At 66.3% G+C, this 18,095-nt stretch carries 15 protein-coding genes and 1 tRNA gene; 4 read left to right on the top strand and 12 right to left on the bottom strand.

Annotated elements, in window-relative coordinates; genetic code table 11:
* Nucleotides 1-4 precede the first annotated feature (4 nt).
* The 8 genes from BLT64_RS07000 to BLT64_RS06965 all read right to left on the bottom strand — a co-directional run bounded on the left by BLT64_RS07000 (nucleotide 5) and on the right by BLT64_RS06965 (nucleotide 10,322).
* Entirely contained in the window at nucleotides 5-802 is a 798-nt protein-coding gene (locus BLT64_RS07000) for a family 1 encapsulin nanocompartment shell protein (protein ID WP_011750249.1), read from the bottom strand.
* 1 nt (nucleotide 803) lies between these two features.
* Nucleotides 804-1,826 carry a Dyp-type peroxidase gene (locus tag BLT64_RS06995; protein WP_011750248.1) on the bottom strand — a complete coding sequence of 341 codons (1,023 nt, stop codon included), beginning with the start codon at nucleotides 1,824-1,826 and terminating at the stop codon, nucleotides 804-806.
* 62 nt (nucleotides 1,827-1,888) lie between these two features.
* Nucleotides 1,889-2,521, bottom strand: a complete 633-nt coding sequence (locus tag BLT64_RS06990; protein WP_011750247.1) for a MarC family protein — start codon at nucleotides 2,519-2,521, stop codon at nucleotides 1,889-1,891.
* Between the two features lie 68 nt (nucleotides 2,522-2,589).
* Complete coding sequence (locus BLT64_RS06985) at nucleotides 2,590-5,451, bottom strand: ATP-dependent Clp protease ATP-binding subunit (protein ID WP_011750246.1); 2,862 nt, start codon at nucleotides 5,449-5,451, stop codon at nucleotides 2,590-2,592.
* A 62-nt stretch (nucleotides 5,452-5,513) separates the two neighbouring features.
* The gene (locus BLT64_RS06980) at nucleotides 5,514-5,630 is read right to left on the bottom strand and encodes a DUF2474 domain-containing protein (protein WP_018001191.1); all 117 of its coding nucleotides are present in this window, start codon (nucleotides 5,628-5,630) and stop codon (nucleotides 5,514-5,516) included.
* Nucleotides 5,630-6,634 (bottom strand): cytochrome d ubiquinol oxidase subunit II, encoded by a 1,005-nt coding sequence (gene cydB, locus BLT64_RS06975; RefSeq protein WP_011750245.1) that lies wholly within the window; start codon nucleotides 6,632-6,634, stop codon nucleotides 5,630-5,632. Before cydB ends, BLT64_RS06980 begins: the two co-directional genes overlap by 1 nt.
* A gap of 1 nt (nucleotide 6,635) precedes the next feature.
* A complete protein-coding gene (locus BLT64_RS06970; RefSeq protein WP_011750244.1) occupies nucleotides 6,636-8,039 on the bottom strand; it encodes a cytochrome ubiquinol oxidase subunit I in 1,404 nt (467 codons plus the stop codon).
* 18 nt (nucleotides 8,040-8,057) lie between these two features.
* Nucleotides 8,058-10,322 (bottom strand): FdhF/YdeP family oxidoreductase, encoded by a 2,265-nt coding sequence (locus tag BLT64_RS06965; protein ID WP_011750243.1) that lies wholly within the window; start codon nucleotides 10,320-10,322, stop codon nucleotides 8,058-8,060.
* A gap of 201 nt (nucleotides 10,323-10,523) precedes the next feature.
* On the opposite strand from BLT64_RS06965, the gene BLT64_RS06960 reads away from it, so the two are divergent.
* Both BLT64_RS06960 and BLT64_RS06955 read left to right on the top strand, forming a co-directional pair.
* Nucleotides 10,524-11,894 carry a sigma-54-dependent transcriptional regulator gene (locus BLT64_RS06960; RefSeq protein WP_011750242.1) on the top strand — a complete coding sequence of 457 codons (1,371 nt, stop codon included), beginning with the start codon at nucleotides 10,524-10,526 and terminating at the stop codon, nucleotides 11,892-11,894.
* Nucleotides 11,887-13,857 (top strand): sensor histidine kinase, encoded by a 1,971-nt coding sequence (locus BLT64_RS06955; protein ID WP_011750241.1) that lies wholly within the window; start codon nucleotides 11,887-11,889, stop codon nucleotides 13,855-13,857. The genes BLT64_RS06960 and BLT64_RS06955 overlap by 8 nt, the downstream gene beginning before the upstream one ends.
* A 58-nt stretch (nucleotides 13,858-13,915) precedes the next feature.
* Here the strand turns inward: BLT64_RS06955 and BLT64_RS06950 are convergent, their stop codons facing one another.
* Nucleotides 13,916-15,571, bottom strand: coding sequence for an OFA family MFS transporter (locus BLT64_RS06950; protein WP_128493063.1), 1,656 nt, complete (start codon nucleotides 15,569-15,571; stop codon nucleotides 13,916-13,918).
* A complete protein-coding gene (locus BLT64_RS26260) occupies nucleotides 15,568-15,759 on the bottom strand; it encodes a hypothetical protein (protein WP_128493062.1) in 192 nt (63 codons plus the stop codon). Before BLT64_RS26260 ends, BLT64_RS06950 begins: the two co-directional genes overlap by 4 nt.
* 300 nt (nucleotides 15,760-16,059) lie before the next feature.
* On the opposite strand from BLT64_RS26260, the gene BLT64_RS06945 reads away from it, so the two are divergent.
* Both BLT64_RS06945 and BLT64_RS06940 read left to right on the top strand, forming a co-directional pair.
* Complete coding sequence (locus tag BLT64_RS06945) at nucleotides 16,060-16,269, top strand: hypervirulence associated TUDOR domain-containing protein (RefSeq protein WP_011750239.1); 210 nt, start codon at nucleotides 16,060-16,062, stop codon at nucleotides 16,267-16,269.
* 12 nt (nucleotides 16,270-16,281) lie between these two features.
* The gene (locus tag BLT64_RS06940; protein ID WP_011750238.1) at nucleotides 16,282-16,830 is read left to right on the top strand and encodes a DUF488 domain-containing protein; all 549 of its coding nucleotides are present in this window, start codon (nucleotides 16,282-16,284) and stop codon (nucleotides 16,828-16,830) included.
* A gap of 183 nt (nucleotides 16,831-17,013) precedes the next feature.
* Here the strand turns inward: BLT64_RS06940 and BLT64_RS06935 are convergent.
* Both BLT64_RS06935 and BLT64_RS06930 read right to left on the bottom strand, forming a co-directional pair.
* Nucleotides 17,014-17,088: transfer RNA gene (locus tag BLT64_RS06935), tRNA-Val, on the bottom strand.
* Between the two features lie 47 nt (nucleotides 17,089-17,135).
* The gene (locus BLT64_RS06930) at nucleotides 17,136-18,002 is read right to left on the bottom strand and encodes an NAD(P)-dependent oxidoreductase (protein ID WP_011750237.1); all 867 of its coding nucleotides are present in this window, start codon (nucleotides 18,000-18,002) and stop codon (nucleotides 17,136-17,138) included.
* Nucleotides 18,003-18,095 lie beyond the last annotated feature (93 nt).

Here is an 18,095-nt window from a genome sequence, read left to right as displayed (position 1 = left end):
GTGGTCAGGCCTTCAGCGCCACCACGGCTTCGGATGTCTGCATCTGGAAGGTCAGGGATTCCTGCAGGTAAAGCGTGACGGATGCAGCGTCGTGCGACAGATAGCCGATCGAGATGTCCTGCCCCAGCCACAGGTCGAAATCGCCGCCGCGGGTGGTGACGACGGCCCCGCCCTCCAGCGCCTGGCTCCAGACCACCGGCACATCGACCAGCCGCTCCAGATGCTTCAGCACCGGATAGCCGTCCTCGGCGCCGCCATTGGCGGCGGTGAAGGCCGTCGTTCCCAGGATCAGCGCATAGGGTCCGTTGACCCCTGCCAGCCGCAACTCGCTGACCGCCGAGGCCACCGCCTCGGGATAGTCGGCGACATTTGCGGGCAGCGCGACGATGGGGTTGCTGGTTTCCGGCAGGATGCCCCTGATGCCCGCATCGCCATGGCCCAGAAAGACCAGCCGGTCCTCGGCCAGCGCGATCTTGCGCGCTGCGTCCTTCAGCGGCTGCCAGTCGCTGTCGTTCGAGCCGCGCGCCACGTCGTCGATGGCGGCGCGGGTCAGGGTAAAGGGCACGCGCAATTCCAGCAGCGGGTTCACCTCGCGCCGGTGGCTTTCGACGCCCTCGGCCAGCGCCGTGGCGGGACGCAGATGGCCGGTGCCCACCGCCGACAGGCCGAACCCTTCCGGGCCGTGCACATCCACCACCCGCCGCGCGCCGAGATAGCGTTTCAGCGTCCGCGCCGCCTCGTCCTCGATCTGGGCCCAGGCCGCATCGCTGATCGGCGCCAGTTTGCGATGAAGATTGTCCATGTCAGTTCCCCTGTTTCAAGGATCCAAGGCCGAGCGAGCCATCCGTCCGCACGGCGGGTTCCGGTTTTGCTGCCGGTTGCTGCACGGGCCGGCCCGCGCCGATCGCATCCAGCACATCGGCACCGGGCACGAAGAACAGGCCCCCCGTCACCGCGGTCGAGACATCGAGGAGGCGATCGTAGTTTCCGGGCGGCAGACCGACGAACATGTTCTCCAGCATCGTCTCGATCCGCCCCGGCTCGCGGGCGTAGCCGATGAAATAGGTGCCGAACTCCCCTCGTGCCGGGCTGCCGAAGGGCATGTTGTCGCGCAGGATCTGCAACTGGTTGCCCCGGTCGTCGTTGATGTTGGTCAGCACGTTATGGGCGAAACTGGCCTTCTCGGCCTCCGGGAACTCGATATCCGACAGCTTGCGGCGGCCGATCACCCGCTCCTGCGCCTCGACCGTCATCGCCTCCCATCTGGCAAGGTCGTGCAGGTATTTCTGCACGATCACGTAGCTGCCCCCGGCGAAGGCCGCATCCTCGGGACCGATCAGCACCGCCGCCGTCCGGTCGGCGCCGTTCGGGTTCTCGGTGCCGTCGACAAAGCCCAGCAGGTCGCGGTTGTCGAAGAACTTGAAACCCTGCGTCTCGTCCTCGACGGAAGAGACCGGGCCCAGGCGGCGCAGGATCTGGCTGGCCAGTTCGAAGCAGAAATCCGGCCGCTCGGCACGGATGTGAAAGAGGATGTCGCCGGGCGTGGCGGGGGCGTGGTGGACGCCCGCCAACTCGCGGAACGGATGCAGGCCCTGCGGCCGAGCGCCCATGTCCAGACGCTCCCACAGGGCAGAACCGATGCCGATGACGCAGGACAGGCCGGCGGCGGCGCTGCGAAACCCCACCGCCCTGACCAGCGAGGGCAAGTCGGCGCAGAGGTCCCGAAAGCCGTCCAGCGCGGCATCCTCCCCATGCAGCGACAGGGTCAGGAAGATGGCGTTGGCGGTCAGGGACCCGTCGGCGGGCTGGCTGGCGATCGGAGTCATTGGCATTCCCTTGCTGGCACGGGTCCGGTAAAGCCTGTCCGGGCGGCTTGCGAAAGCATCCGCTATCGCCCCGACAGGAACAAGGCCCTGATACTGGTCGTCATCATCTCGACGGCGATGGCGGCCAGAAGCATGCCCATCAGCCGGCGGGTGACGGCCGTCGCCTGTGCGGAAAGATGATGGCCGAGCCACGGCGCCGTCAGAAGCGCCGCCGCCAGAACCACCAGGAAACCGCCAAGGCCAAGCGCCAGCCCGATCTCGAGCCCCTGCGAGATCGCGGCATGGCCAAAGACGATCAGCGTGGCGATGGTGCCGGGTCCGACCAGCAGCGGGACCGCAAGCGGATAGATCGCGACCGAAGGAGCGGTCCCGTCGATCTCGTGATCCGCGGGCTTGTGCTGCGCGCTGGCGGACCCGTTCAGCATCGACAGCGCGATCAGCAGCACCATCAGCCCGCCCGCAAGGCGGAAATCATCCACCGTCAGGCCGAAGGCCGACAGCACCGCACCCCCGGCCAGCGCCGAGACCACGCAGCCGATGCCGACCGCGATGATCGCCACGACGGCGGTGCGATGCCGTTGGGCGTCGCTGCCGCCTTCGGTCAGGGGCAGGAAGATCGGGACATTCGCAATCGGGTTCATGATCGCGAACAAGGCCGCGAAGACCTTGACGGCGAACCGGATGTCGTCGGCCATGCATGCTCCTGTTGCCTTGGCCCGGCACCGGGGCACCGGGGCGCCGGGGTATTTCCGTGACAAGCGAATCAGGAGGCGGGTTTGTCGCCTGCCGCCTCTTTGTCCTCGATCAGCTTCGTCGCCTCGGCAGCCTGCCCGGCGCCGCCCTGCAACTTGCGCTCCTCGTCCTCGACCACATCGGTCGCCGTGGCGGCGTCCAGCGTCGTCGGGCCGGCGGGGGCGGTGGTTGCGGCCGCGGCGGGCTTGTCCTCCGCCGCTTTCCCGACCGCAAATCCGATGCCGTCCCCGTCGCTCCAGTTGGCGGTCACCGTATCCCCCTCGCCCATCTTCCCGGCCAGCATCTCCTTGGCCAGCGGCGCCTCGATCTCGCGCCGGATCAGCCTGCGCAATTCCCGCGCGCCGAATTCGGGCTGGTAGCCCTCTTCGGCCAGATGGTTCACCACGCTGTCGTCGAAACGCAGGGCGATGTCCTTCTCCAGCGCCGTCTGCCGGATGCCGTCGAGCTGCAGTTGCACGATATTGCCGATCTCGTTCTTCTTGAGGCTGTCGAAGATGATGATCTCGTCGATCCTGTTCAGGAATTCGGGCCGGAAATGCTGGCGCAGCACCTCCTGGACGCCCTCCCTGACCGCCGCCGTGATCTCGCCCCCGCCCGACATGATCACCTGCGAGCCAAGGTTCGAGGTGGCGATGATCAGCGTGTTCTTGAAATCGACCACCCGGCCCTTGCCGTCGGTCAGCCGGCCGTCGTCGAAGACCTGCAACAGCACGTTGTAGACATCGGCATGGGCCTTTTCGATCTCATCGAGCAGGATCACCGAATAGGGCTTGCGCCGCACCCGCTCGGTCAGCTGCCCGCCCTCGTCATAGCCGACATAGCCGGGCGGCGCGCCGATCAGCCGGGCGACGGCGTGGCGCTCCATGTATTCGGACATGTCGATGCGGATCACGGCATCCTCGTCGCCGAAGATCACCTCGGCCAGCGCCTTGGCAAGCTCGGTCTTGCCGACGCCGGTAGGCCCCAGGAACAGAAAGGTGGCGATGGGGCGGCTGCCTTGCCGCAGCCCGGCCCTTGCCAGGCGCACGGCGTCCGAGACCGCCTCGATGGCGCGGTCCTGGCCGATGACGCGCTGATGCAGCCGCTCCTCCATCTGCAACAGCTTTTCCTTTTCCTCCTGCGTCAGCTCGTTCACCGGGATTCCGGTCAGCTTCGAGACGATGTCGGCGATGTCGCCCACCTGCACCTCGGCGCTGGACGAGCCGACCCTGGCCTTCCAGGCATCGGTCCTTTCCTCCAGGTCCTTCTCGCGCTCGCCGATCCGGGCTTCGAATTCCTTGGCCTTGTCGAAATTCTTGCGCGAGGTGGCATAGGCCTGTTCGCGTCTCAAGCCCGCGATCTCGGCCTCGGCCTCTTGCAGGTCGGCGGGGCGCGAGGTGGTGGACAGATGCACCCGCGCCGCCGCCTGGTCGATCAGGTCGATGGCCTTGTCGGGCAGGAACCGCCCCGAGATGTAGCGATCCGACAGTTCCGCCGCCGCCACCAGCGCCTCGTCAAGGATGGTGACCTTGTGATGCGCCTCCATGCTGTCGCGCAGGCCGCGCAGGATGTTGATGGTCTGATCGACGCTCGGCTCGGGCACCAGCACCGGCTGGAAGCGGTGCTCCAGCGCGGCGTCCTTTTCGATGTACTTCTGGTATTCGGCCAAGGTGGTGGCGCCGATCAGATTCATTTCGCCGCGCGCCATGGCAGGCTTGAAGGTGTTGGCGATGTCCAGCCCGCCCTCGCCCCCGCCCTGCCCCGCGCCGACGATGGTGTGGACCTCGTCGATGAACAGCACCAGCTCGTCCTTCCGGGCGGTGATCTCGTCCATCAACTGCTTGACGCGTTCCTCGAACTCGCCCCGATACTTGGAGCCCGCGACCATCGAGTTGATGTTCAGCTCGATCAGCCGCTTGTCGCGCAGGACCTCGGGCACCTCGCCGTTGACGATGCGCTGCGCAAGGCCCTCGATGATGGCGGTCTTGCCGACGCCGGGCTCGCCGATCAGCACCGGGTTGTTCTTCTTGCGCCGGGCGAGGATCTCGATCGTGGTCTCGATCTCCTGCGCGCGGCCGATCACCGGGTCCAGCTTGCCCTCGCGCGCGTGCTTGGTCAGGTCGCGGCTGAACTTGTCCAGGTTCGGCGTGTTCGTGGGCGTTTCGACCCGGCCGTCCTCGGCACCCTTGCCGACCACCTTGACCACCTGTTGGCGGATCGCCTGCGGGGTCATGCCGTATTTCCTGAGCAGCGTGCCGGCATGGCTGTCCGGCACCTCGGACAGCCCGATCAGCAGATGCTCGGGACCGACATAGCTGTGCCCCAGTTCGCGCGCGGCCGTATAGGCGCGGTTCAGCGCGCTTTTCACGCGAGGCGAGACGCCGACCTCATCCTTGTCCCTGCCCTCGGGTCCCGCGCCGGGCAGCTCGGGGGCACGCTTGTCGATCTCGGCCCGCAGGTCGGCGGGGCTGACCTTGAACTGCTTCAGGATCGCCTGCACCGCCTCGCTGTCGGGCAGGACATAGAGCAACTGCTCGGTATCGATGTCGCGGCGGCCGCTTTCCTGCGTGCGCTCGGCGGCCTTTTGCAGCATGGCCTTGGTCTGCTCGCTGAAGCTGTCCACATATTGCCGCTCGCTGGGCGCATCGGTCATGGCGGCCCGGCCGGCGGGGGCATTGGCGTCGCCCATCAGGCCGCGGGCGCGATCGAAGAAGCCGTCGAAGGGATCGCCGCCGAACAGCGATTCCAGCGGCGAGGCGCGCCTTTGCTGCCGGGTCAGCCGGGCATAGTCGTATTCGCAGATATCCATCTGCTTGCGTTCGCCGTCCTGCATGACGGTCACATGATAGGCTGCGGGGCGGATGCCGCAGATCTGGCACATTTCGGTCGCCATTGGTTCCTCCTCGTTGGTTCAGCGAGTCGTGTCGGTTTCTTGCCGGGTGTCGGTGCGGGAGCTTACGGCGCGAGCACCCATCGGATGGCCATGGCCACAAGGCCGAGGGCCAGAACGCTGGCGGTCCAGATCGCGGCCATCCAGGCCAGCCGCTTCCACAGGGGTGCCTCGCCCGCCATCAATGATAGCCGTGTGTTCCGACCTTGCCGCGGAACACCCAATAGGCCCATCCCGTGTAGATCAGGATGATCGGGATGATGAACATCGCGCCTGCCAGCATGAAGGACTGGCTGCGCAGCGGTGCCGCCGCATCCCAGATCGTCACCGAGCGGGGCACGACATAGGGAAAGATGCTGATGCCCAGCCCGATGAAGCACAACAGGAACAGGGCGAGAAGCATCAGGAAGGGCAGCCGCTCGGCGCCGGCGATCAGGCTGCGGAACAGCACCAAGGCGCAGATCGCAACCAGAAGCGGCACCTGCGCCGTCAGCAGCACCCCTGGAAAGTCGAACCAGCGCCGCCAATAGTCGTAGTTGAGAAAGGGCGTCGCGGCGCTGACCGCGATCAGCATGGCGATCATGGCGGGCGCAAGCAGATGCACCATGCGGCGGGCGTGGCTCTGCGCGCCGCCTTCGGTCTTCCAGTTGAGCCAGGCCGCGCCAAGCGCCGCATAGCCCGTCAGCAGCGCGATCCCGGTCAGCAGGCTGAACGGGCTGAGCCAGTCAAGCCAGCCCCCGGCATAGGCCCCGTTCTCGACCCGGATGCCCTGGAGGATGGCGCCGAGCGCGATGCCCTGCGACAGCGCCGCCACGACCGAACCACCCGTGAAGGCCAGGTCCCAGAAGGCGCGGTGGCGCGGGTCGCGCCAGCGGAACTCGAAGGCGACGCCGCGAAAGATCAGGCCCAGCAGCATGGCGATCATCAGCGGATAGGTGGCCGGCAGGATGATCGCATAGGCCAGCGGAAAGGCCGCGAACAGCCCGCCGCCGCCCAGCACCAGCCATGTCTCGTTGCCGTCCCAGACAGGTGCGATCGAGTTCATCGCCTGGTCGCGTTCCTCGCCGACCTTCAGCGTCGGGAACAGGATGCCGATACCCAGGTCGAACCCGTCCATCACCACATAGGCAAAGACCGCGAAGCCGATGATCAGCGCCCAGACGACGGTCAGATCGATGCTTTCCATGTCAATGCTCCGTGCCGGCGCCGACCGCGGCGGGCGTGATGCCGGCGGCGCGCTGCGGTCGGCTGGGCGGCTGGGTTTCGCCGGGCTGCGGCGGCTTTGCCATCAGCCGCAGCAGGTAATAGATCCCCGCCCCGAAGGCGAAGAAATAGACCACGACAAAGGCGATCAGTGAGGCCGCCACGGCGGGCGCGGCAAGCGGCGAATGCGATTCCGCGGTGCGCATCAGGCCGTAGACGGTAAAGGGCTGGCGTCCCACCTCGGTGGTGATCCAGCCCGCGATCACGGCGACGAAGCCCGAAGGCCCCATGACAAGCGCCGCCCGATGCAGCCAGCGCCGGTCGTAGAGGGTGCCGCGCCAGCGCGCCCAGAGGCTCCAGAGCCCCAGCCCCAGCATGGCGAAGCCCAGCCCGACCATGATGCGGAAGGACCAGAACACGATGCCGACGGGCGGCCAGTCCTCGCGCGGGAAATCGTTCAGCCCCGGCAGGGGGGCGTTCGGGTCGTGCTTCAGGATCAGCGAGCCGAGCTTCGGCACCTCGATGGCATAGTCCACGCGCCGCGCTTCGCTGTCGGGGATGCCGAACAGGATCAGCGAGGCGCCGTCGGGACTGGGCTCGTAATGGCCCTCGATGGCCAGGATCTTGGCGGGCTGGTGCTCCAGCGTGTTCAGCCCATGCGCATCGCCGACGAAGATCTGGATCGGCGCGACGACGGCCGCCATCCACATCGCCATCGAAAACATCTTGCGCGCGCCGGGATTGGCGCGGTCGCGCAGCAGGTGCCATGCGCCGACCCCGCCCACCGCCAGCGCCGTGGTCAGGTAGGCCGCGATGACCGTATGCACCAGCCGGTAGGGAAAGCTTGCGGTAAAGACGATCGCCCACCAGGACGGTCCCGGCACGAACTGTCCCTGTTCGTTGATCAGGTGCCCCGCCGGCGTCTGCATCCAGCTGTTTACCGCAAGGATCCATGTGGCCGAGATCATGGTGCCCAGGGCCACCATGCAGGTGGCAAGGAAATGCAGTCCCCTGCCGACCTTGTTCATCCCGAACAGCATCACGCCCAAGAAGCCCGCCTCGAGGAAGAAGGCGGTCATCACCTCATAGGCCATCAGCGGCCCTATCACCGGCCCCGCCTTTTCCGAGAAGACCGACCAGTTGGTGCCGAACTGATAGGACATCACCACGCCCGAGACGACGCCCATGCCGAAGACCACCGCGAAGATCTTCAGCCAGTAGCGGAACAGGTTGGCATAGACCCCCCTGCCCGTGCGCAGCCACAGCGCCTCGAGCACCATGAGATAGCTGGCCAGCCCGATCGAGAAGGCCGGAAAGACGAAGTGGAACGAGACCGTGAACGCGAATTGCACGCGGGCCAGAATGACGGCATCCAGATGTTCGAACATGGCTGCCCCTCCGGGGGATCAGGTGGCGATGCGAACGGGAATGGATTTCGCGGCGGGCGTGCCGCTGATCCGGTCGTAGTAGTCAAGCGGCAGGAGCGGATTGAGTTCCGGATAATATCCCGCGACCGACCCGCGCGGCATCGGATATTCCACCACCGTCAACCCCGCGACGCGCCGCGGCAACCCATCCGGGCTGATCGTGTCCAGCGCGACCTGCTGGCCGTCGCGCAACCCGCGCGCGGCGATGTCGCCCGCGTTCATGAACAGCACCATCCGGTCGTTGTAGATGCCGCGATAGCGATCGTTGTAGCTGTAGATCGTGGTATTGAACTGATCGTGCGAGCGGATGGTGGACAGCCGGAGCATCTGCGGATCGTCCACCGGATCGTTGACCGCCAGTCCCGGCAGCAACAGGAAATTCGCCTTTCCGTTCGGCGTCGCCCAGATGCGCCGGCGCGGCAGCACCTCGAGATGGAAGCCGTGGGGATTCTTGATGCGGCTGTTGAAATCCGCGTAGATCGCCGGATAGACATCGGCGATCCTGTCGCGTATCGCCCCGTAGTCGTTGATATATTCACCCCAGGGCGTGCGGCTGTCCGGCAGCGTTGCCTGGGCCATGCGGCAAACGATCTCGACCTCGGGCAGGCAGTCGGGGCCGGCGGGCTCCAGCACCCCGCGCGAGGCGGTGACGTTGGACATGGCGTCCTCGATGGTGACGAACTGTTCGCCGGCCAGGGTGCGGATGATCTCGGAGCGCGCCACCACCGGCAGCATCAGCGCGTCCCTGCCGTGGACAAGGTGGCCCCGGTTCAGCTTGGTGGCGATGCCGACGCTCAGGTTCAGCTTGCGCATCGCGGCATAGGTCCGCTCGGTATCCGACATGGCCCGGGCAAAGTTTCCGCCCAGGCCGATAAAGACCTTGGCCTCGCCGCGCAGCATGGCCTCGACGGATTCGACGGCATGATGGCCGTACTTGCGCGGAGGCTCGAAGCCGAAGACGGCGGCGAGCCGGTCCAGGTAGTCCTGCGACGGCCTTTCGTCGATGCCCACGGTGCGGTCGCCCTGCACGTTCGAGTGCCCCCGAATGGGCGAGATCCCCGCCCCCGGCTTGCCGAAATTGCCGCGCAGCAGCAAAAGGTTGACGATCTGCTGCACCAGTTGCGACCCCTGCTGGTGTTGCGTCACCCCCATGCCGTAGCAGATCATCGTCGCGTTCGAGCGGATGTAGATTTCCGCCAGGCGCCGGATCTGCGCCTCTTCGATGCCGGAATGCTGCTCCAGCGCCGCCCAGTCCAGCGCCACGATCTCGGCCCGCACGGCGTCCAGGCCCGTGGTATGGGCCTCGACGAAGGGCCAGTCGATGGCCGCTTCGCCCGCCGCGTCGCGCTCGAAGATCACCTTCATCATGCCCTTCAGGATCGCCAGGTCGCCGCCGATCTTCACATGCACGAATTCGCTGGAGATCTTCGTGGACCCGAAGGTCGCCATCTGGATCACGTCCTGCGGTTCGGTGAACTGGATCAGCGCGCGTTCCGGCATCGGGTTGATGGTGACGATGGGCACGCCGCGTTTGCGCGCCTCGACCAGGTTGGTCATCATGCGCGGGCTGTTGGTGCCGGTGTTCTGGCCGATGATGAAGATCGCCTCGGCATGTTCGAAATCGGCCATGACCACGGTGCCCTTGCCGACGCCGATGGCGGGCGGCAGGCCGCGGCTGGTCGGTTCGTGGCACATGTTCGAGCAGTCGGGGAAATTGTTGGTGCCGAATTCGCGCACGAAGACGGAATACAGGAATGCCGCCTCGTTCGGCGTGCGGCCAGAGGTATAGAATTCGGCCTGGTGGGGGCTTTCCAGCGCGCGCAGGTGCTGCCCGATCAGCGCGAAGGCATCGCCCCAACCGATCGGGACGTAATGGTCGGTCCGGGGGTCATAGCGCATCGGCTCGGTCAGTCGGCCCTGCATCTCCAGCCAGTAATCCGATTGCTGCATCAGCTCGGTGACGCTGTGCTGGGCGAAGAAATCGCGGGTGACGCGGAATTTCGTCGCCTCATGCGCCAGCGCCTTGGCGCCGTTCTCGCAGAACTCCAGCTTCTTGCGGCAATCGGCATCGGGAAAGGCGCAGCTGGGGCATTTGAACCCGCCCGGCTGGTTCATCGACAGCAGTGCGCGCGACCCCTTGGTCAGCACGCTTTGCTCCATCAGCACCTTGGCCGTCGCCGCCGCCGCCCCCCAGCCGCCGGCCGGATGGTGATAGGCCTTGTAGACGGGTTTGCGATCGGACATCGGCGCGTTTCTCCTGAAGGGTCAGATTGGCCTTGCCCTTGGATCGCAACAGACAAGGCCATTGATTTCAATGGACAGTTTGTCCGCCCGATTTGGACAATCTGTCCATTGACCGACGGCCCTTCCCCGGCATCCGATGCCATCCCAAGCTTGCAAAGCAAGACGGGAGAGTGCCACTGTTTCCGCCAAGGGAGAGCATCGATGCGAACCGAAGCCGACTCGGTGCCCGCACCCCAGGGCGCCCCCGATGACGCACTTGCGCAAGCCACCATCCTCGTGATCGAGGACGAGCCGGGGATGCGGAACTTTCTGGAACGGATCCTGGCCTCGAAATGCCGCGGCATCCGGCTGGCCGCGAATACGGCGGAAGCCAGCGCCCTGATCGCCGAGACGGCTTTCGATCTGGTCATCCTCGACAATCTGATGGAGGGTCAGCGCGGCGTGGACTGGCTGCGCGAACAGCGCCCGCAGGGCTTTTTCCCGCCCGCGATCCTGATGACCGCCTATGCCGATCTGGAAACCGCCATCCAGGCGCTGCAGGCCGGCGCCTCGGATTTCCTGCTGAAGCCCTTTCGCGCCAATCAGTTGCTGAACACCATCAACCGCTGCCTGGAGGGCGAAAGGCTGCGGCGCGAGAACCTGATCCTGCAACAGGAGTTGCGCAACAACGTCGATCTGGGCCGGCTGCGGAACGAGTTGATCGGCACGTCGCCCGCCATCGAGCGCGTGAGGCAGGTGATCGCCCGCGTGGCGCCGGCGCCGTCCTCGGTGCTGATCACCGGCGCCTCGGGCTCGGGCAAGGAGGTGGCGGCGCGGATGATCCACACGCTGTCCGAGCGCGCGCAGATGCCGTTTGTCGCGGTGAACTGCGCCGCCATCCCGCACGACATGCTGGAGGACGAACTTTTCGGCCATATCAAGGGCGCGTTTCCCGGCGCCGACAGGAATCGCGAGGGGCTGTTCACCTCTGCGCGCGGCGGGACGCTGTTTCTGGACGAGATCGCCGGATTGCCCGTCGCCCTGCAAGCCAAGCTCTTGCGCGCGATCGACGATCGCCGCATCCGGCCCTTGGGATCGGAACGCGAAACGACGGTCGACCTGCGCCTGATCTTTGCCGCAAATACCGATCTGGACCGGGCCGTGGCCGAGGGCCGGCTGCGCGCGGACCTGCTTTATCGCATCAACGTGCTGCATATCCACATGCCGGCGCTGAAAGAGCGCGGCGCCGACATGTTCGACCTGGCGGCGATGTTCATGGACAGCCTGTCCCGGAACCTGGCCATGCCCAAGATCCCGATCACCCCCGAGGTGCGCGCAACCATGGCGACCTATGACTGGCCGGGCAATGTGCGCGAGTTGCGCAACGCCATCGAGCGCGCGTTGATTCTGGGCCGCTTCACCCCGCTGACGGCCACCGTGGGCAACAATGACGGCCACACCCTTGCCGAGATCGAACGCCGCGCGATCCTTGGCGCCGTGGCGGCCTTCGACGGCGACCGCGAGGCGGCGGCCGCCCGGCTGGGCATCTCGCGCAAGACCATCGACCGCAGGCTGGCGGACTGGAATGCCTGAAGCGGCGCCCCTGCTTCGCCGCTCGGTGCGCCACAAGCTGCTGGCAATCGCCCTGATCCCCGTCCTGGTGATCCTGCCCCTGTTCCTTGGCGTCACCCTGTATCAATGGTCGCACAAGCTGGACCGGCTGCTGCTGGTCAAGGTCAACAGCGACCTGACCGTGGCCCGGCAATATCTGGGCCGCATCCTCGATACGACCGGCGAGCGGATAGAGATGCTGGCCCGCTCCGAGGAATTCGCCCGCACGACCGATCCGGGCGCGCTGCTGGAAACATATCGCGACAGGCTGGGGCTGGACTACCTGTATCTGGCCGCCCCGGATGGCCGGATCGTGGCATCGAGCCCGGAAGATGCCCATCCCGTCCCGCCCCGGAACCCGGCGCCCGCACAAGGCGCATGGAACACGCTGGAGGTTTTCGACCGCGACCAGCTTTACGCCATCGCTCCGGCCCTTGCCGTCCGCGCCGAAATGGAGCGGCCGGGCAGCGCGGCGGCAAGCCGGTCCTCGATCGAGACCCGGGGCATCGTGGCGCAGTCGATCGTCGCGGCGAAACTGCCCGGCGAGGATGCCGCCGCATCCATGGTCGGAGGCATCCTGCTGAACCGCAACCTGTCGGTCGTCGACAGCATCAACGCCCTGATCTATCGCTCCGACAGCCTGCCCGAAGGCAGTCACGGAACCACCTCGCTGTTTCTCGACGACCTTCGCATCGCCACCAACGTGACCGTGCCCGGCGGTGCCCGCGCCCTGGGCACCCGTGCCTCGACCGCGGTGCGCGACCGCGTGATCGGACAGGGCCAGGTCTGGCTGGACCGCGCGCAGGTTCTGGACGACTGGTATGTCTCGGCCTATGCCCCGCTTCGCGACGGCGCCGGCAGGCCGGTCGGGATGATTTACGTCGGCATCCTCGAACATCCGTTCGCCGCCGCGAAACGCCGCACGGTGGGATGGGTGTTGATCGGCTTCCTGTCGGTGGCGCTGGTGACGGTGCCGTTGTTCCTGCGTTGGGCGCGCAGCATCTTTCGTCCGCTTGAGCGTATCGGGGCGACCTTCGAAAAGGTCGGCGCGGGCGATCTTGCGGCACGCACCGGCATCAGCCGCGGCGACGACGAAATCGCCGAACTTGCCCTGGCCCTTGATGGCGTGCTGGCGCAGCTCCAGGACCACGACCGGCAGATGCGGGCCTGGAATGACGAGCTGAACCAGAAGGTGGAAGACCGCACCGCGGCGCTGCGGCGGGCCGCGCAAGAGCTTGAGGCCGCGACCTATCAGCTGGTCCAGTCCGAAAAACTGGCCGCTCTTGGCGAAATATCGGCCGGCATCGCGCATGAGATCAACAACCCGCTGGCCGTGATCCAGGGCAATCTGGACGTGCTGCGCGAAGTGCTGGGCGATGCTGCCACGCCCGCCGATACCGAATTGCGGCTGATCGACGATCAGATCCGGCGCATCTCGCTGATCGTGACGCAACTGCTGGACTTCGCGCGGGCGGACCAGGCGGGCGAGGACCATCCCGCCACCGATCTTGCGCAGGCGGTGGCCGAATGCGTGCCGCTGGTGGGGCATATGCTGGCGCGCTCCTCGGTCTCGCTGCGCCAGGACATCCGCTCGGATCGTCCGGTCCGCATCAGTCGCATCGCCGTGCAGCAGGTGCTGGTCAACCTGATCGTCAACGCGGTCCACGCCATGCCGAAAGGCGGCGAGATCCGCATTGCCGGGCAGGACGAGGATCGCGCCGGCGCGGCAGGCGTGCTGCTGGAGGTCGCCGACGATGGCGAAGGGATACCCGCCGCGATCCTGAAGAACCTGTTCGAACCCTTCGTCACCAGCCGCGCCGGCAGCGGCGGCACCGGCCTGGGCCTGTCGATCTGCCGCAGGCTGATCGAGCGGCAAGGCGGCACCATCGCCGTCAGCAGCGACAACGGGGGTAGCACCTTCCGCATCTGGCTTCCGGCCGCATGACGGGCAGAAGCTCGTGCGGCCACGCATCCGACATGGCCGCCGATGGGGGATCGCCACCTTACCCGAACAATGCCGCCGTCTTCATCACCGTCGTCCACACGCCCCATGCCAGCGGGATGCCGACCGCAGCCCAGGCCAGCATCGCCGGCAAGTCGAACCGGCCGCGGTCGATGCCGAACGAACCGCTCTGGACCTGCCCCGCCGTCGCATCGCTGGCCCGCAAGGCCGCGACCTGCTCGGGCTTCATGAACCATTTCTCATCCAGCGGCCGCACCAGGGCATTGCAGATCAGGCCGACGGCAAGAAAGCCCGCAAGGATGTACATCGTGTAGTCGTATGCCTGCGCCCGTGGCACGCCCGCCGCGATCTGCGCCTCGCGCAGATAGTTGACCACGACCGGGCCGACGATCCCCGCCGTCGCCCATGCGGTCAGCAGCCTGCCATGGATCGCGCCCACGAACTGCGTGCCGAAGACATCCGCCAGATAGGCCGGCACGGTCGAGAATCCACCGCCATACATCGAGATGATGACGCAGATCATCGCCACGAACAGAACCTGGTTGCCCGTATGCGCCGCACTGGGCGCCAGGGTGTAAAGCACGATCCCCAGGCCGAAAAAGATGAAATAGGTGGTCTTGCGCCCCAGCCGGTCCGAGGCCGACGCCCAGCACAGCCGTCCCGCGATGTTGAACAGCGACAAAAGCCCCGCGAAGCCGGCTGCAATGGCCGCGATGGCTGCCTTCTGGCTGGGGTCCAGCTCGGTAAAGCTCAACTCCGGCCGTCCGACCAGCCGGCCGGCAAAGATCTCCTGCAGCATGGGCGACGCCATGCCGATCACCCCGATCCCGGCCGAGACGTTCAGGCAAAGCACCAGCCAGATCAGCCAGAACTGCCGGGTCTTGTGCGCATCCCGCAGATGGACGTGATGCTGGGTGATCATCGCGGCCTGCCTGGCGGAAACCTTGGGCTGCCAGCCTTCGGGCTTCCAGCCGGCCGGCGGAACGCGATAGCCGAAGGCGCCGGCCATCATGAAGACGAAATAGATCGCGGCCATGACGAAGAAGGTCTGCCAGACGCCGACGCCGCTCATCGACTGGAAGTGGTTCATCAGCCGATCCGCCAGCGGGGCTCCGATCATCGCGCCGCCGCCAAAGCCCATGATCGCCATGCCCGTCGCCAGGCCGCGCCGGTCGGGGAACCACTTGATCAGGGTCGAGACGGGCGAGATGTAGCCAAGGCCCAGTCCGACGCCCCCGATGAACCCGGAGCCGATCCACATCAGCCACAATTGATGGGTCATCACCCCGATCCCCGAGACGACCATGCCACCGCACCAGCACAAGGCGGCGACGACGCCTGCCTTGCGTGGTCCTGCGACCTCCAGCCAGCCTCCCCACATCGCGGCCGAGGATCCCAGCAGCACGAAGAACAGCGTATAGATCCAGCCCAGATCGGCGATGCGCCAGTCGCAGCTGGTCGTGAACAGGGCCGAAAGCAGGCTCATCCCCTCGCAGGCGACCGGATCGGCGATCCCGATGGCGCGCGACAGCGGCAGCCAGAACACCGAGAAGCCATAGGCCATGCCGATGCACAGGTGAATCGCCAGGGCGGCAGGCGGCACCAGCCATCGGTTGAAGCCCGGCCGGGCTATCGTGCGTTCGCGAGACAGCAACGGTGTCCGGAATTCTGGAACGTCTTCTATGGCCGTCATCATTCCCCTCCCCTGAAATGGATGCGCACGCGACCTGCAAAGCTGGTCGCGAAATCCGCGCCGCCCTGCCCTTTGCCGGACATGGACGCTTGTCGGACGACCCGTCCTCTCGGGTCGTGGCGGTAGTCTGTAGAATTCAGGATATTGATTTCAATGGACAATCTGTCTTTCTGGCGGGACAGCTTGTCCATTGGGGCCATCGACAGGGCGACTTGCCCATCCCGCCGCGGACGGACCGGCCGGGCTTTTCGATTGCTGCGGCGGGCATCGGGCCGTCCTTGCCGGCACCGGCAAAAAAGACCGTTGCAAACCGTCTTCGCCAAAACCAGACTTCATGCGGTGAAGGTAAGCCGGATGCCTTCATTTCGTTGCGGCCGGTTCAGGCCCCATGCCGAACCGGGGGCGCGACCCGATCCGCGTGCCGGTCGCAACCGACGGCGGAAAGCCGGGCGATGGCGTTGTGCGATCCTTCCCGGGAGAGGAGTCCCAAGATGGCAAGGCGGTTCAAGGTCGGAGATCACGTCAGATGGAATTCCGAAGCTGGCCGGGTCTCGGGCACCATCATCGCGGTCCATGCCAGCGATTTCGATTACAAGGGCCACACCCATCGCGCGACCGCAGACGACCCTCAATATGAGATCAAGAGCGACAAGACCGATCATATCGCCGCACATAAGGGTAGCGCCCTCGACCTTGCCTGACAAAGGTGACGCGTGGAACTGCCGTTTTTTACCATCGGCCATTCCAACCGGAGCATCGCGACCTTCGCCGGGCTTCTGCATGAGGCGCAGGTGGAACTCGTCGTCGATATCCGGAAAATCCCGATGTCGAGGGCCAACCCGCAGTTCAACAAGGATGTGCTGCCCACCGTCTTGTCCAATCTTCGGATCGGCTACGAGCATATCGCCGCGCTTGGCGGCCTTCGGGGCAAGGCCGCGGCATCGGCCCCCGAGGTTAACGGGCTGTGGAAGAATCGGAGCTTTCGCAACTACGCGGATTATGCGCTTACGGAACGGTTCCGCGAGGGCCTTGGCCGCCTGATCGAGATGGGGCGCGAGCGGCGCTCGGCGATCATGTGCTCGGAGGCGGTCTGGTGGCGATGCCACCGCCGCATCGTCGCGGATTACCTCATTGCAAATGGGCATGCGGTTTTTCACATCATGGGTCCGGGTCGCGTCGAACCCGCCCGCCTGACCGCCGGTGCCGTCATCCGGCCCGACAGAACCGTCGTCTATCCCGGCCTGTCCGGGGCCGAGCCATGAGACGGCATCGGGCAATCGACCTTGCCCGGCTGGGGGGATATCGGTTGCCTGTTGGCGGAATGTTGGACGTGGTTCCGGCGCGCGCGGCGTCGCCGCCCCCTGACCGCAGGGCGTGGCATTTTCGGCAAACACCATGCGCCAAGGCGCTGCCCCGGGTCGTCGATTCGAATGGTGCGTGAAGCCTGGTGGGGCGGGAGGGGATCGAACCCCCGACCAACACGGTGTAAACGTGTCGCTCTACCGCTGAGCTACCGCCCCCATGCCGGCTGATAGCGCGATCGCCGCACCCTTGGCAAGCATGGGCGTCACCGGCGCAGCCTTGCGATCAGCGAGGAGGTGTCCCAGCGCCCGCCGCCCATGGCCTGCACTTCCTTGTAGAACTGGTCGACCAGCGCCGTCACCGGCAGGCTGGCGCCGGTTTCGTCGGCGGTGGCCAGGCAGATGCCCAGGTCCTTGCGCATCCAGTCCACCGCAAAGCCGAAGTCGAAGTGGTTCTCGGCCATGGTCTGGTGACGGTTCTGCATCTGCCAGCTGCCGGCGGCGCCCTGGCTGATCACCTCGACCACCTCGGGGATCGACAGCCCGGCCTTTTCGGCGAAATGCAGCGATTCCGACAGGCCCTGCACCAGCCCGGCGATGGCGATCTGGTTGCACATCTTGGCCAGTTGCCCGGCACCCGAGGGCCCCATGAGCTTGCAGATCTTGGCATAGGCGGCGATCACCGACTCGGCCCGGGCGTAATCGTCCTGCGTGCCGCCGCACATCACGGAAAGCTGGCCGCTCTCGGCCCCCGCCTGCCCGCCCGAGACCGGGGCATCGACAAAGCCCAGCCCGGCCTCGACCGCCAGCGCAGAAAGCTGGCGCGTCACTGCCGCCGAAACGGTGGTGTGGTCGACGAAGACCGCGCCCTTGCCCATGCCGGCAAAGGCACCCGCCTCGCCCAGGCAGACCTGGCGCAGGTCGTCGTCATTGCCGACGCAGGCCATGACGAACTCGGCACCCTCGGCCGCTTCGCGCGCGGTGGCGGCCACGCGGCCCTTGTGACGGGCGGCCCAGGCCTCGGCCTTGGCGGGGCTGCGGTTCCAGACCGTCACCTCATGCCCGGCCGCGGCCAGGTGCCCCGCCATGGGAAAGCCCATCACCCCAAGTCCCAGAAATGCCACGCGCGCCATCAGATTCTCTCCCTCATGTCGTAAAGGCGCGTTGATCCGGCCCGCGCCCTGCCCTATTCACCCCGATGAATTTCATCACCCGGCGCGGGGGTC

The organism is Paracoccus denitrificans (assembly GCF_900100045.1).
Classification (GTDB): Bacteria; Pseudomonadota; Alphaproteobacteria; order Rhodobacterales; family Rhodobacteraceae; genus Paracoccus; species Paracoccus denitrificans.
The sequence above is the reverse complement of the archived record's forward strand: the minus strand, read 5'-3'. Positions and strand labels throughout refer to the sequence as shown.